This window comes from Bacillus rugosus (genome assembly GCF_023238245.1).
Classification (GTDB): Bacteria; Bacillota; Bacilli; order Bacillales; family Bacillaceae; genus Bacillus; species Bacillus rugosus.
In genome coordinates this window covers 778,544-790,928 of sequence record NZ_CP096590.1, presented here as the reverse complement: position 1 = coordinate 790,928, position 12,385 = coordinate 778,544, and the positions used below count along the sequence as shown (strand labels likewise).

Sequence of the window (12,385 nt, the reverse complement as noted above, 5' to 3'; positions counted from 1 at the left end):
ACAAAAAAAGCCCTAGCTAAGGGCTTTCTTCTTCTGATCTATCATACTATTGTGAGAGGAATGATCGATATACGTCGTGTTTCGATCCGTTGATTCCTTAAAACCGCCGGAGTTTGTCAAGAAAGGAAACGAAATACTTCCGAAAACTAGAGTAACAGCAAGGCACATCATCACTTTTTTCTTAGTAAGCATATAAACACTCTCCTTTTTGAATATCTTCTTGGGCTTTCAGCACTTTACGATAAAACGCAGCAGCGTGTTCAAAATGACAGCGGCTTTCAAAAACAGCGGCAGCGCTGCGGGCACATGCTTCAATGTAAGCGTACAGGTTCTTTTTTTCAAAATAGGCTAACATCTCAAGGACTTTAGCTTCATCAACACTCTCTTTGTAGACGGCCTGCAAGAACAAATACAATTCTTTATAAAATTTGTGAGAACCCGCATTTGGATATGTTGTGATAAGTTCTAATCCTTCTTCTATGAACAGAAACGCCTTCTCTGTTTGGCCTGCGCTACATAATGTCCAGCTTAAGCCAAACAAGACTTTCGGAAGCAGGTCAGGGACCGTTTCCCTGCTTACTTTCGCTGCTTTTTGGAAATGTTCTATAGCCATAGGATAGTCTCCTGATCTGTCATAACTATTCGCGATGTTCAACAGAGATATGGCGATAAACCGGTCGTTTCGAATGTCCATTGCCAATCCCAGCGCCGCTTTTAAATGCGGGAGCGCTCTATCATAATGTTTGAAATCATCATAGTTCCCGGCGATCACAAACAAGCTTTGTATCGTTCTAATGCTGTATAGGGGATTGTTTTGATAAATGTCTAAGGCTTGAAGAATATGATGCATCGACACATGGGTTTGCTTCATGTGATAATACGCCTCTGCCACTTTAAAATGGAATTCCGCTTTCTCAATTTCATCTGACACAATCGGCAGTTCTTTCTCCGCCTCGCGATAATACCCGATCGCTTCCACATATTCTTTCTGATCAAATTCATACATGCCGCGGAAGAACAAAGAGTAGTATTTCAAAAGGCCTGTGAGTTTTTTCTGAGGAGTTTCAATCGTTTCAAGAAGCTCTGTCACTGTAGGGCGATTCCCGTAAGGTTGTCCCGGCTCCAAATAATCCAGCATCAGCTGGTGCCGAAAACACATCAGAGAATAATAGATCAGCAAATCCTGATCCTCTTCCATCTGCTGTATGTCCTGCTCCACCTCCGCTTTCAGGACCTCAGCATCCGGGACACTGAACTGGCGAATCATCTTGTACCATTCATTAATCTTAACACCAACACGCGAAGACGGTATGGCTTGACTCAACGGCTTCCCTCCTTCTCTGTGAGATATGTCATATTCTATCAATCCCAAATTTTGAAAACAATATAGGAGGAAGAAATTGTTTTTTCATCCTGTCAATTTGTTTTTCTTCAAACAATAAATGCCTGACAAAGGCATCGTACCAAAATCTGCTGTCAGGCATTACGTGTTATCCATTCATTTGATTCGTAGGGGCTGCAGTTTGTCGGGATTCCAAGTAATAGCAAAATGGTTATTCTTCCGGCACCTGCAGTCCGATAAAAAAACCTGTGCTGCCAACCTGTATTTCTTTCTAAAGCATGTCCAAGCAAAAGGACCTCCTGAAAAATGACTCATCACCTGGTGTTCCCTTTTTATGTATCCTTTACTCAAAAAGCCTTTCCATTTGATCGTTAGGAAAAGCTTTAACCTTGGTTCACTCATTCCCGACATGCTGATAGTTCTGCAACGTCAGTCTCTGCATTTGTTCACTGGCCATCGGAACAAATTCACCATTTCCTCTTCTGATAAGAAGGGTGTACAGCATTTGCAGCGCAGCATCTTGGAAAGACATTTGAAGATGAATATTCCTCACGTTAGGATGTTTCATCATTAATGCTGAATTGAAGTTATCGCTTCCCATGAGTTTTGCGGTCGACCTAGCCTCCAAAGCTATATCTTTTTCAGCAGCCGATAGAGCTCTTGAAAGCTGGTAAAAATGGACAAGCGGCATTTCAGGTAAATGTACCTCACTCGTTTGAGCTGGGTCAATCAGTGCCAGCATCGCAGTGACATGAGATCTTAAAAGACTCGCATGCAGGTGCAGCAAATACCTCAAATCGTTATGACGGACAGCAGATTCGTATGCTTTCAGCTTAGAAATCACACCTTCATGGGTGCTCAAATGCTCAGCCATAATCCCCAAGTCAGCCGCAGGAAGTTTCATAGTAAAGTCCCCCCTTTATCGTCTGTATAGGCTATGAACGATAGAAGTAATGGTGCATTATTTTTTATTGGCATGATGAAAATAATAAACGAAAGACATGGGGAGCATATGCCAAAGAATCTATATAAAGGAGTATTGTCGATGCTAATCACACAGCTGATCATTAGACTCATCATCGCTTTTATTACCTTGTTGGTGTTAACAAGACTGATGGGCAGAAAAGAAATTGCCCAGCTAACCTTTTTTAACTTTGTTTCAGCAATTTCCATTGGAACCATTGGGGCCTCGCTTGCCATTGACTCAACCCTTAGTATCAGAAATGGGTTAATCGCCCTGTTTGCCTGGAGCGCTTTTACAATCATCGTCGGATTTTTGGATATTAAGTTCCCTGCTATTCGGTATGCGGTTGAAGGGCAACCGGTCATCTTGATTAGAAAAGGTAAAATAATGGATAAGCAATTGAGAAGCGTCCGTCTTGATCTCGATGCTTTACAAACCTTACTACGCAAAAAAAATATATTTTCCTTGGCCGATGTCGATTATGCCATTTTTGAAACGGACGGCAGTCTATCCGTACTGAAAAAGGAAGCAAAACAAAACGTGACGAAAAAGGATATGAACGTTCAAGGGGAAAATGCAAATCCGAACGTATCTCATCCTGCTTCAGTCATAACTGATGGGAAAGTGAGAGAAGACAACCTGAAAAAAATGAATCTGAGCAAACAATGGTTGATGGATCGGCTAAAAGAAACAGGTATCCAGCATCCTGCAGAAGTCTTTTATGCAGAAGTTCAAACAGACGGCACTCTGTATATTGATAAAAAAGAGGATTCTTCACCTGAATAAAAAAGGCTTGAAACAGTCTTCTCTAACTGTTTCAAGCCCATGAAATACGCTCATTGTTAAGCTGCCTGTTTACAAGCCTCGGCACATGAAAAACAAGCTTCCGCACAATCCTGACAATGCTCTTTGTCATGCTTTTTGCATTCATTTCCGCAAGCCTCACAAATCGCCGCGCAAACCTGTGTCAGCTCTGAAACAAACGGCGTGCCTCTTACAATCGACTGCGCAACATACGCACAAATATCAGCACATTCCCGGTCCAGCCGAATGCAATCCGCCATCATATTTTCATTTTCTTCTTTTAAACAGGCGTCATAGCAATGGTTGCAAGCCACCATGCAGTCATGCAACGTCTCAACTAACGATTGATATTGTTCATACGCCATTCGTAAACCTCCTCAATAATCATCTCATTTATACCATATCCATATCCCCTGCTTGTAAAACATGACTCCTTTATCAACAAAAAAGACCTATGTCCGCAACACTGATATGTTGCGGCACAAGGTCCCTCGTTTTATTTCATATACGTATTCACTAGCTCAATGACACATTCTAATGAGCCGTCTTCTTCGTCATGCTGATTTGCCGCCGCATCTCTATCCTTTGTCTATTAGCATTGCTCCATTCACAAGGCCTCCATGTCTGAAACAACTGGCAGCACGCCGTAAACCTCATTCAGCAATGCATCCCACATTTGATAATTATAGCGGTTATCTATCATTTGATAATGAGGTTGAAAGCAGCGTGCTTTCTTTTATGAAAGGATTGGAGTAAATAAAAAAGATGCGGTCTTCTTCGGGGTGAATGGCGGGAGCTCTGACAGGAATATTGTTTTTATCATGTAATTGTATATATAGAACAAATAGGATGATGCATATCATTAACCCTAATAAACCGAATGTAATGCGTTTTTTCTTCATCACCATGCTCCTCTTCCAAAAAATGTTTAGTGAACAATAACATTTCGACCATGTTTCCACCAATCCCTTCATGAACAAAGACGCATGCCAAATGACTCATTTTTCCACCAAAACACGTTCTCACACCCACCCCCATCCCGCCCCGTGGTAAAATTTTGATATTGAGCGAACAAAAGAAGGGAAATGGTCATGAAAGTATTTGAAGCGAAAACACTGCTTTCGGAAGCGACAGACCGTGCAAAAGAGTACAAAGAACTAAGAACGCAAATGGTAAATTTGAGAAAAGCATTAAAAAGCGTCGCTGATCTCAGTGACAGCGAATTCTCAGGAAAAGGCGCCAGCAACATCAAAGCCTTCTATCACGACCACGTCGGCGTCACCGACCAATGGATCGACTACATCGACATGAAAATCGCATTTTTTAACAGCATCGCCGGAGCCGCCGAGGACAAAGGCCTCTCTGACGCATACATCGAAGAATCCTTCCTGGAACACGAACTGGCAAATGCCAATAAAAAATCAAAATCCATCATGTCCGAACAGAAAAAAGCGATGAAAGACATCCTGAACGATATCGACGACATCCTCCCGCTCGACCTGTTTTCAACAGAAACCTTCAAAGACGAGCTGGCCGATGCCAACGACAAACGCAAAAAAACACTGGAAAAATTGGACGCCTTGGACGAAGACCTATTGACAGAATACGCCCTGTCAGAACCAAACGAACAATTCATTAAGTCCGACTTCCAAAAGCTCCAAGAAGCAACAGGCAAAGGCAAAAACGCCACACCTATCCACTACAATGTCAAGGCGTATCGTGAGAGTGACATACATAAGAAAAAAGGCGACATTGAAAAGCGGACTGAGGCTTACTTGAAGATTAAGAAAGAGGAAGCGAAGGAACGGGAGATTGAAAAACTGAAAGAAAGACTGAAAAACTACGATTATGCAGATGCCGATGAATTCTACGAAATGGCAAAAACGATCGGCTATGAAAATCTGACAGCAGAACAACAGATATACTTCACCCAAATTGAAAACACGCGTGAGTTTGAAGCAGGCTTCAAAGGGGTCGCCGTCGGCCTTTATGATTCCGGAAAAGACGCGGTCACAGGCCTGTGGGATATGGTCACAGATCCGGGCGGAACCGTTGAAGCCATTACAGGAGCGGTGGCTCACCCGATCAAAACGTATGAAGCCATTTCAGCGGCAATCGAAGAATCATACCAAAAAGACATGGTGAATGGTGACACCTACTCAAGAGCAAGATGGGTGTCATATGCAGTGGGCACTGTTGTCACATCAGTTGTCGGCACAAAAGGTGTTGGCGCCGTTTCTAAAACAGGCACAGCTGCCAAAGTGACGACCAAAGTCAAAACAGCAGCAAGCAAATCAGCCACAACACAAAAAGCCATAACGGTCTCAAAACAAACCGTTGATCAGATCAAACAAAAGGTAAACACAGGCATTGAAGTTTCAAAAAAACGCGTCAAAACCAAGTTAAATCAAATCGGAGATCTCACACTTGCGGATATTCTCCCGTATCATCCCCGTCATGACTTAGTGCCAGCAGGCGTTCCTTACAACGCAGTCAATGGGGTCACACTTAAAGAGGGACTGCAGAAATTCGCCAAGGTCATCATGCCGAAACCGTACGGAACTTCTTCAAGCGGTAGACGAACACCAGCGCCAGTTGTACCGCCGGTAAGCGTCAAATACGGCGAGCATTATGCAAAATGGAGCAGAAAGAAAGTGCTGAAGCCGAATGTTGTCTACAAAACAAAAGAAGGCTACACGTACACGACTGACAACTATGGTAGAATTACAAGTGTCAAAGCAGACTTGCAGCTGGGAGAAGCAAAACGAAACCAGTATGCACAGTCGAATGCTGGAAAGCCCCAAGACCGAAAGCCCGACGATGATGGCGGCCATTTAATCGCCACCCAATTCAAAGGCTCAGGCCAGTTCGACAATATCGTGCCGATGAATTCTCAGATTAATAGGAGCGGCGGGAAATGGTATGAGATGGAGCAGGAGTGGGCAAAAGCTCTAAGCAAAAAACCACCTAAAAAAGTAGCAGTTCAAATAGAGCCAGTCTATTCTGGAGATTCACTTAGACCATCATATTTCGATGTAACCTACAAAATTGGGAGCAGAAAAGAAATAAGCGTCTCTATTAAAAATCAGCCTGGGGGTTAAAAGAATGGAAACTAGGAAGATGCAAGATTTGTATCAACTCATTGGAGAAAAACTCAATGACATCATACCTGGTGAATGGACAAAGATATATCTTTATGCAGAAGTATTAGATGATTCCACAATGGTTCTTTTTCACTTCAGAACACCAGAAAATAATCAAATTATTTATTCACAAGATATACCTAGCCATTACAACGTAAGCAAGGATATTTTCAAGACGTTATTAAGAGAACTAAGAGAACTTTTTGAAGAATTAAGAACTGAACACAGAAATAATAACGATGATGTTTGGACTAACCTTACACTAACATTGGATAGTAGCGGAGAATTCCAATTAGATTATAATTATGATGATATTTTAGCATCAGAATTAGATGGATATGAAAGAATCGCAATATGGGAATATAAAAACCTTGGTATTTTGCCTGAAGATGAGGATGATAAAGAATTTGTAATTAGCTACCTCGGTCTATAAATAAAAAAATGGCTCAGCCCTACTCTGCTGAGCTATTTTTTATAAACCATAAATTTAAATGTTTTCTATATAAAATAAATTAACTCTATAATGAGGCTAACCTTCCTTAGAACAATTATCTATCATTATGCAAACAACCTATAACACTACCCAAAGAAATAAAACATTTGTAAAAACAATGGAGATACAATTTGAGAATATAAGAATGAGTGAAATCTGGTCCTCTGCTTCATTTTACTTTGAATTTCCTAAATATGAGAAGGTCTCCAAAGGGATACAACGAATTGGATTATCAAGAAATGAACGAAGTCATTTGTGATCTTGATATAAAAACAGAGCCTTTACTTTATTCGGTCCCCAAATCAACGTAGAACTTCACTTATTTCATGACTTGTTAGAACTTTGTCCAAAAGGTAGCTAATGTTGGGGGTTGATTCTTTTTGGAAAATGAATTAAATGCATTATATAGAAGTATAGCTGAAACCGTTAACGAAATGATACCAGAACCATGGGAGAAATTTTTGTTCTATGCTCAGGTTTCAGAGACAGGCGGAGGCACTTACTTTTTTTATAATTCTCAAAATGAACCTAATCATTTTAAGTACAGTCTTGAAATTCCGTTTGAATTTGATATTGACGAAAATGAATTCGATCAGTATGAGATGGAATTATTTAAACTAAGCGGAAAAATGAGAGATGTTTTCAAAGATCATGATCAAGAATTATTTTATTCTTTCACTCTTAGCCTAGAAAGATCAGGAAAATTAACTGTCAACTTTGATTATACAGATTGGTTTAAGACAGATTATAGTTTCAGTGATCAGCTTATCATCTGGAAATTCAAATATTTAAGGGAAGAACCTAAGGATTCATCATTACAAAAATTAATAAAAAAAATATTTAGATGAATATCCTGAAAATCCAATTTAATAAAGTTGGGATAATGATGTTAGAAAAAGCTTATCTAAAAATAACTGATGCCATAGGAAAAATAATTCCTTCTGAATGGAGCAAAGTTGTTCTTTATGCGGAAATACTAGACGGTTCCAGAGAAGTGTATTTTTTCTTTCAAACACCAGAAAACGATGAATATATATACTCTCATGACATTCCAGAACAATTTCAAGTTAGTAAAAAAATTTATACCGAACTATTAATAGATCTTCAAGAGTTATTTAAACAGTTACACAATGAGTTTAAAGAAAATAATCCTGAAGCATGGACAAATTTGACACTGAATCTTGAAAGCGATGGAACGTTCTCAATTGATTATGATTATGAAGATGTTATTGAATCTGATTTGGACGAATACGAAAGACAAATGATTTGGGAGTTCAATAACTTGGGGATTTTCCCTGAAGACGAAGAGGACAAAGAATTTGTTAAGGATTATCTAAATATTAAATAATGGGTTCAACAATTCAAAGGTAGAGGGTCATCAATGGAAACTCAAAAAATGGGTGAACTATATCAAAAGATTGCTGAACATCTAAATGAAATGATTCCATCTCAATGGGAAAAGATCGTTTTATATGCTGAAATACTTGATGACTCAGCGGATATATACTTTTATTTTACAACACCAAATAACAGTGATTATTTATTTTCTCATAATATACCTGAACATTTTGATGTGAGCGAAGAGATTTACGATCAACTGCTAATTGAACTTCAAGAGCTTTTTGAAGAACTAAAAGAAGAATTTAAACTAGTCAATCAAGATATTTGGACAAATCTCACTTTAAAATTAGAAAACACCGGAAAGTTTTCAATTGATTATAATTATGATGATGTTTTATCCTCTGAACTTGATGACCTTCAAAGACGAGATGTTTGGAAATATCAAAATTTAGGGATATTGCCTAAAGATGAGGACGATAAAGAATTTGTAATAAGCTACTTCGGTCTATAAATCAATAATGGCTCAGCGCTTTACTGCTGGGCTGTTTTTTATAACTAAGATCTCTCGACAATAGGAGTTTAAAAGGTTGGAAACTAAAAAAATGCTAGATTTGCACCAGATTATTTGTGATAAATTAAATGACATCATACCTTGTGAATGGGCAAAAATATATCTTTATGCAGAAGTATTAGCTGACTCTACCATGGTTCTCTTTCACTTCAAGACACCAGAAAAATATCAACTGATTTATTCGCAAGATATACCTGTCCGATACAGTGTAAGTAAAGATATCTTCAAAACTTTATTAAGAGAAATCCGTGAACTTTTTGAGGAATTACGAGCTGAGCACAAAAATAATAATGATCAGGTTTGGACGAACCTTACATTGACATTGGAGAGCGATGGTCCATTCCAACTTGATTATAATGATGACGATATTTTAGCATCAGATTTAGATGGATATGAAAGAATCGCAATATGGGAATATAAAAACCTTGGTATTTTGCCTGAAGATGACGATGATAAAGAATTTGTAATTAGCTACCTAAATCTATAAATTTGAACTGGAGGTTAGCATGGAAACAGAAAAAATGGGTGAATTATATCAACAGATAGCAGAAGGCATTAACGAAATCATTCCTTCTGAATGGGAAAAGGTCATTCTTTATGCAGAAATACTCGACGATTCTTCTGAAGTTTTCTTTTATTTCAATCCTCCGCAAAGTGAGGATTATATCTATTCTCATAATATTCCTGAGCACTTTCAAGTAAGCGAAGATCTTTATGACGATCTATTAATCAAACTTCAAGAAGCCTTCGAAGAACTGCGCAAAGAATATAAAGAAACTAATCTGCATATTTGGACGAACTTGACTTTGAATCTAGATATAACAGGCCAGTTTTCTATAGATTATAACTATGAAGATGTAATCGGTTCAGAGCTAAATGGAGCACAAAGAAAAGCTGTTTGGCTGTATAAAAACCTAGGCTTGATGCCAAAAAGGATAACGTTAAGAGCCTTCCTAGAAGATTTCATCAAGACTAGCGAATGAAAAATGAAAAGCTGACAATCAGGATATCTTGACTAATGTACACAAAGACAGGATTTGAAGAAGGGCAAAAATATGGGCATGCTCCCATAAGACTAAACAAAACAGGCAGCATCCAGTAAACGGATGCTGCCTGTTACCTCGTTATGTATCGTCTGAAGAAGTCATTTATTTTGTTTTTTAAATATGAAAATAGATATGACGGTAAATATGATGGCTGTAATAACAATGATCCACAAGCTTGCTGCCGTACTGATAAAATGGCCGTTTAACTTGTAGACGATCCCGTAATGCTTTTCATATTCCTGTATTTGGTCCGCAGAGGCATGTTTAAATACTTTATCAACTGAGTCTGTCATAAACGCTTTTCTGAACAGAACGGCGGTGTGGCTGATAGGGAAGTACATAATAATCTTCTGCACAAACACCGGTACGCCGCCGATCGGCACATATACTCCGCATAAAAAACCGATGGCTGTTCCGACAATCGTACTTAACGTCGAAAATGCATTTTGTGTGTGAATAAACAGCGTTAAAAATAAATTTATGGAACTTGACAGTGCAACTGAAAGAATAATGATCCCCAATACTTCAAGTATATCTGTTCCGCTTAAAAGTTTGCTGCCTGTTGAAACGAGAAAAATTTCACAGCCTAAAAAGGCGATGAAAGAAAAGATCAAGCCGATGACAAATGAATGAATGACATAGCTCAATTGGATGGTCGCCCTTGATAAAGGAGCTGTTAAAAAGTCATACGTTCTTTTACTTTCTTTATCTTTCACCATAATTCCGAAAGCGCCTAAAGTCGTTGTCACAGCTGTAATGGACAACAATCCCGCCACCATCCATTCGTTCACCATTGCTTTGGAATCATCTGTCGAACCGACCAAGGCCTTAATGGCGTCCAGCTGTGTCTGCTGTAAGAACACGGCATATAACAGAATGACGATAAATACTGACAGCAAAGAAAGAAGCAAAAGCGTTCGATCACGGAAGTATATTTTTATATTTCTGCTGATTAAACTGGATAAAGACTTCATTTATGCAATGCTCCCCTTTACTGGCAAACTGCTTCCTTGTTCTTCGATAATATGGATAAACACATCATCCATATTCCCTTTAATCACCTCGAAAGATTCGATTTTTCCTTCAAGACCTTTCAAAATGTCAAACGCTTGGAGAGTGGACTCTACACGAAGGGAATAAATAGAGTTTTTAACCGTAAAATCCAGTTGTTTATTTTCAAACCATGCAATCGGATCAACGCCTTGCTTAAACATCATATGCAGACTGTCAAACGCATATTGATCTTTCAGCTGATTCGGTGTACCCTCTGCGATCAGATGTCCTTCTTTGATGACCACAACGTTATCAGCCACAGCGGCCTCCTCCATGTAATGGGTCGTTAAAAAAATCGTCATGTTTGTTTCTTCCTGCAGTCTTTTAATCGCATTCCAAACAAATACTCTCGTTTGCGGATCAAGACCTGTAGTAGGCTCATCTAAAAATAATATAGTCGGTTTATGGATGATGGCACGGGCAATATCCGCTCTTCTTCTTTGACCGCCTGACAAATCGCTGTATTTTTTCTCCTTAATATCATCCAATTTTAAATAGTCTGTTACAAACTGATAGTTCTCTTGCACTTGTGCCTTGCTTAAATGATAATATTGTCCGCGGTTCATGATATTTTCATAAACGGTCAATCGTTCATCCAAAATGCTCTCTTGAAAGACAACCCCAATCTTTTTGCGGATATGATTATTCTCTTTCCCCTCACCAAGCGTATAACCGTCTATTACCACTTTTCCGGATGTCTTTTTAATCAGCGTACAGAGAATATCGATAGTGGTCGATTTCCCTGCACCGTTCGTTCCCAGAAATGCAAACAGCTCGCCGCGTTTGACAGAAAAGGATACCCCTTTCACTGCTTCAAATGATCCATATTTTTTGCGCAGATCGGTTACTGTAATAATGTCTTGTTCTTCTCCCATTCTGTTCACCTCGAAAAGTAAGATTACTAAATTATGCTAGATTGTTAGTCCTCCGTCAACTGCAATCATTTGCCCAGTAATGTATTTGGATCTATTTTCCGACAAAAAAAGTGATAATTCACTTACATCATCCGGACTTCCTACACACTGCATTGGGATAAGATTGATCATCCTGTCCTCGTCCAAATTACTTGTCATGTCTGATTCTATAAAGCCTGGGCAAACGGAATTGACCCTAACATTATACTTTGCCAACTCTTTCGCTAAAGTTTTTGTTAGCCCGTTAACCCCTGCTTTTGCCGCACCATAATTAGTCTGACCTTCAATACCTTTTATACCTGAAACCGAGGACATGTTAATAATTGAACCATAACCTTGATTGATCATATATTTCGAGACGAATTTACAACAATTGAAAGTACCGTTCAGATTTGTATCGATCACTTCTAACCAAGACTTTTGATTCATAAAAGAAATTGTTTTATCTTTATTAATTCCGGCATTATTAATCAGACAATCTATCCGTTCATGCGTGTTATATATTCGCTCGATAAATTCTTTCACAAGGCTGTATTCTCTGACATCGACCTTTATAGCTTTTGTTCCAGGGTATTTTTCTTCAATCATTTTAGCTCTCTCGACATTTCCGAAATACGTAAAATAAACAATATAATTATTATGATGAAATTTATCAATAAGTGATTGTCCTAAATCTCCGGTACCACCCGTTATAATGGCTATTTTTTTCATAAT

At 38.8% G+C, this 12,385-nt stretch carries 14 protein-coding genes and 2 pseudogenes; 8 read left to right on the top strand and 8 right to left on the bottom strand.

The window, feature by feature from the left end:
• Window positions 1-12 precede the first annotated feature (12 nt).
• The 3 genes from phrH to M0696_RS03935 form a co-directional block, all read right to left on the bottom strand.
• Window positions 13-192 (bottom strand): phosphatase RapH inhibitor PhrH, encoded by a 180-nt coding sequence (phrH, locus tag M0696_RS03945; RefSeq protein WP_248602524.1) that lies wholly within the window; start codon window positions 190-192, stop codon window positions 13-15.
• Window positions 182-1,324: a response regulator aspartate phosphatase RapH gene (gene rapH, locus M0696_RS03940; protein ID WP_248602523.1), complete on the bottom strand. Its 1,143-nt coding sequence runs from the start codon at window positions 1,322-1,324 to the stop codon at window positions 182-184. Before rapH ends, phrH begins: the two co-directional genes overlap by 11 nt.
• A 412-nt stretch (window positions 1,325-1,736) precedes the next feature.
• Window positions 1,737-2,246 (bottom strand): spore coat protein, encoded by a 510-nt coding sequence (locus M0696_RS03935; RefSeq protein ID WP_222143747.1) that lies wholly within the window; start codon window positions 2,244-2,246, stop codon window positions 1,737-1,739.
• Between the two features lie 141 nt (window positions 2,247-2,387).
• Between M0696_RS03935 and M0696_RS03930 the strand changes: the two genes are divergently transcribed.
• A complete protein-coding gene (locus tag M0696_RS03930; RefSeq protein ID WP_222143746.1) occupies window positions 2,388-3,092 on the top strand; it encodes a YetF domain-containing protein in 705 nt (234 codons plus the stop codon).
• Between the two features lie 56 nt (window positions 3,093-3,148).
• Here M0696_RS03930 and M0696_RS03925 read toward each other — a convergent pair whose 3' ends face one another.
• Together M0696_RS03925 and M0696_RS03920 are read right to left on the bottom strand one after the other, a co-directional pair.
• Window positions 3,149-3,475, bottom strand: coding sequence for a four-helix bundle copper-binding protein (locus tag M0696_RS03925; RefSeq protein WP_166853990.1), 327 nt, complete (start codon window positions 3,473-3,475; stop codon window positions 3,149-3,151).
• A gap of 345 nt (window positions 3,476-3,820) precedes the next feature.
• Window positions 3,821-4,012 (bottom strand): annotated as a pseudogene (locus M0696_RS03920) (hypothetical protein); the annotation flags it as partial.
• 189 nt (window positions 4,013-4,201) lie between these two features.
• Between M0696_RS03920 and yeeF the strand changes: the two are divergent.
• From yeeF to yezG, 7 genes and pseudogenes are all read left to right on the top strand, one after another.
• Entirely contained in the window at window positions 4,202-6,211 is a 2,010-nt protein-coding gene (gene yeeF, locus M0696_RS03915; protein ID WP_248602522.1) for an LXG family T7SS effector deoxyribonuclease toxin YeeF, read from the top strand.
• Window positions 6,212-6,230: 19 nt separating this feature from the next.
• A complete protein-coding gene (locus M0696_RS03910) occupies window positions 6,231-6,686 on the top strand; it encodes a TIGR01741 family protein (protein WP_166854716.1) in 456 nt (151 codons plus the stop codon).
• A gap of 440 nt (window positions 6,687-7,126) precedes the next feature.
• Window positions 7,127-7,616: pseudogene (locus M0696_RS03905) on the top strand (immunity protein YezG family protein).
• 16 nt (window positions 7,617-7,632) lie between these two features.
• Entirely contained in the window at window positions 7,633-8,094 is a 462-nt protein-coding gene (locus M0696_RS03900; RefSeq protein ID WP_032872502.1) for an antitoxin YezG family protein, read from the top strand.
• A 33-nt stretch (window positions 8,095-8,127) separates the two neighbouring features.
• Window positions 8,128-8,598, top strand: coding sequence for a TIGR01741 family protein (locus M0696_RS03895; RefSeq protein ID WP_248602521.1), 471 nt, complete (start codon window positions 8,128-8,130; stop codon window positions 8,596-8,598).
• 76 nt (window positions 8,599-8,674) lie between these two features.
• Window positions 8,675-9,145, top strand: coding sequence for a TIGR01741 family protein (locus tag M0696_RS03890; RefSeq protein WP_261311425.1), 471 nt, complete (start codon window positions 8,675-8,677; stop codon window positions 9,143-9,145).
• Between the two features lie 19 nt (window positions 9,146-9,164).
• Window positions 9,165-9,641, top strand: a complete 477-nt coding sequence (gene yezG / locus M0696_RS03885) for an LXG family T7SS effector immunity protein YezG (RefSeq protein WP_166853994.1) — start codon at window positions 9,165-9,167, stop codon at window positions 9,639-9,641.
• Window positions 9,642-9,802: 161 nt separating this feature from the next.
• Here the strand turns inward: yezG and M0696_RS03880 are convergent, their stop codons facing one another.
• The 3 genes from M0696_RS03880 to M0696_RS03870 are packed head-to-tail and all read right to left on the bottom strand — an operon-like array spanning window position 9,803 to window position 12,382.
• A complete protein-coding gene (locus M0696_RS03880) occupies window positions 9,803-10,678 on the bottom strand; it encodes an ABC transporter permease (protein WP_007609910.1) in 876 nt (291 codons plus the stop codon).
• On the bottom strand, window positions 10,679-11,632 hold the full coding sequence (locus tag M0696_RS03875; protein ID WP_248602520.1) for an ABC transporter ATP-binding protein: 954 nt from the start codon (window positions 11,630-11,632) through the stop codon (window positions 10,679-10,681). It abuts the gene before it with no gap.
• A gap of 36 nt (window positions 11,633-11,668) precedes the next feature.
• The gene (locus M0696_RS03870; protein ID WP_166853996.1) at window positions 11,669-12,382 is read right to left on the bottom strand and encodes an SDR family oxidoreductase; all 714 of its coding nucleotides are present in this window, start codon (window positions 12,380-12,382) and stop codon (window positions 11,669-11,671) included.
• Window positions 12,383-12,385 lie beyond the last annotated feature (3 nt).

Bases quoted from the DNA above. Each gene is read 5' to 3' on its own strand.
- M0696_RS03880 (WP_007609910.1), bottom strand. From the start codon at position 10,678: ATGAAGTCTTTATCCAGTTTAATCAGCAGAAATATAAAAATATACTTC.
- yezG (WP_166853994.1), top strand. From the start codon at position 9,165: ATGGAAACAGAAAAAATGGGTGAATTATATCAACAGATAGCAGAAGGC.
- M0696_RS03930 (WP_222143746.1), top strand. From the start codon at position 2,388: ATGCTAATCACACAGCTGATCATTAGACTCATCATCGCTTTTATTACC.
- M0696_RS03875 (WP_248602520.1), bottom strand. From the start codon at position 11,632: ATGGGAGAAGAACAAGACATTATTACAGTAACCGATCTGCGCAAAAAA.
- M0696_RS03935 (WP_222143747.1), bottom strand. From the start codon at position 2,246: ATGAAACTTCCTGCGGCTGACTTGGGGATTATGGCTGAGCATTTGAGC.
- M0696_RS03900 (WP_032872502.1), top strand. From the start codon at position 7,633: ATGTTAGAAAAAGCTTATCTAAAAATAACTGATGCCATAGGAAAAATA.
- M0696_RS03910 (WP_166854716.1), top strand. From the start codon at position 6,231: ATGCAAGATTTGTATCAACTCATTGGAGAAAAACTCAATGACATCATA.
- phrH (WP_248602524.1), bottom strand. From the start codon at position 192: ATGCTTACTAAGAAAAAAGTGATGATGTGCCTTGCTGTTACTCTAGTT.
- M0696_RS03895 (WP_248602521.1), top strand. From the start codon at position 8,128: ATGGAAACTCAAAAAATGGGTGAACTATATCAAAAGATTGCTGAACAT.
- M0696_RS03870 (WP_166853996.1), bottom strand. From the start codon at position 12,382: ATGAAAAAAATAGCCATTATAACGGGTGGTACCGGAGATTTAGGACAA.
- M0696_RS03925 (WP_166853990.1), bottom strand. From the start codon at position 3,475: ATGGCGTATGAACAATATCAATCGTTAGTTGAGACGTTGCATGACTGC.
- yeeF (WP_248602522.1), top strand. From the start codon at position 4,202: ATGAAAGTATTTGAAGCGAAAACACTGCTTTCGGAAGCGACAGACCGT.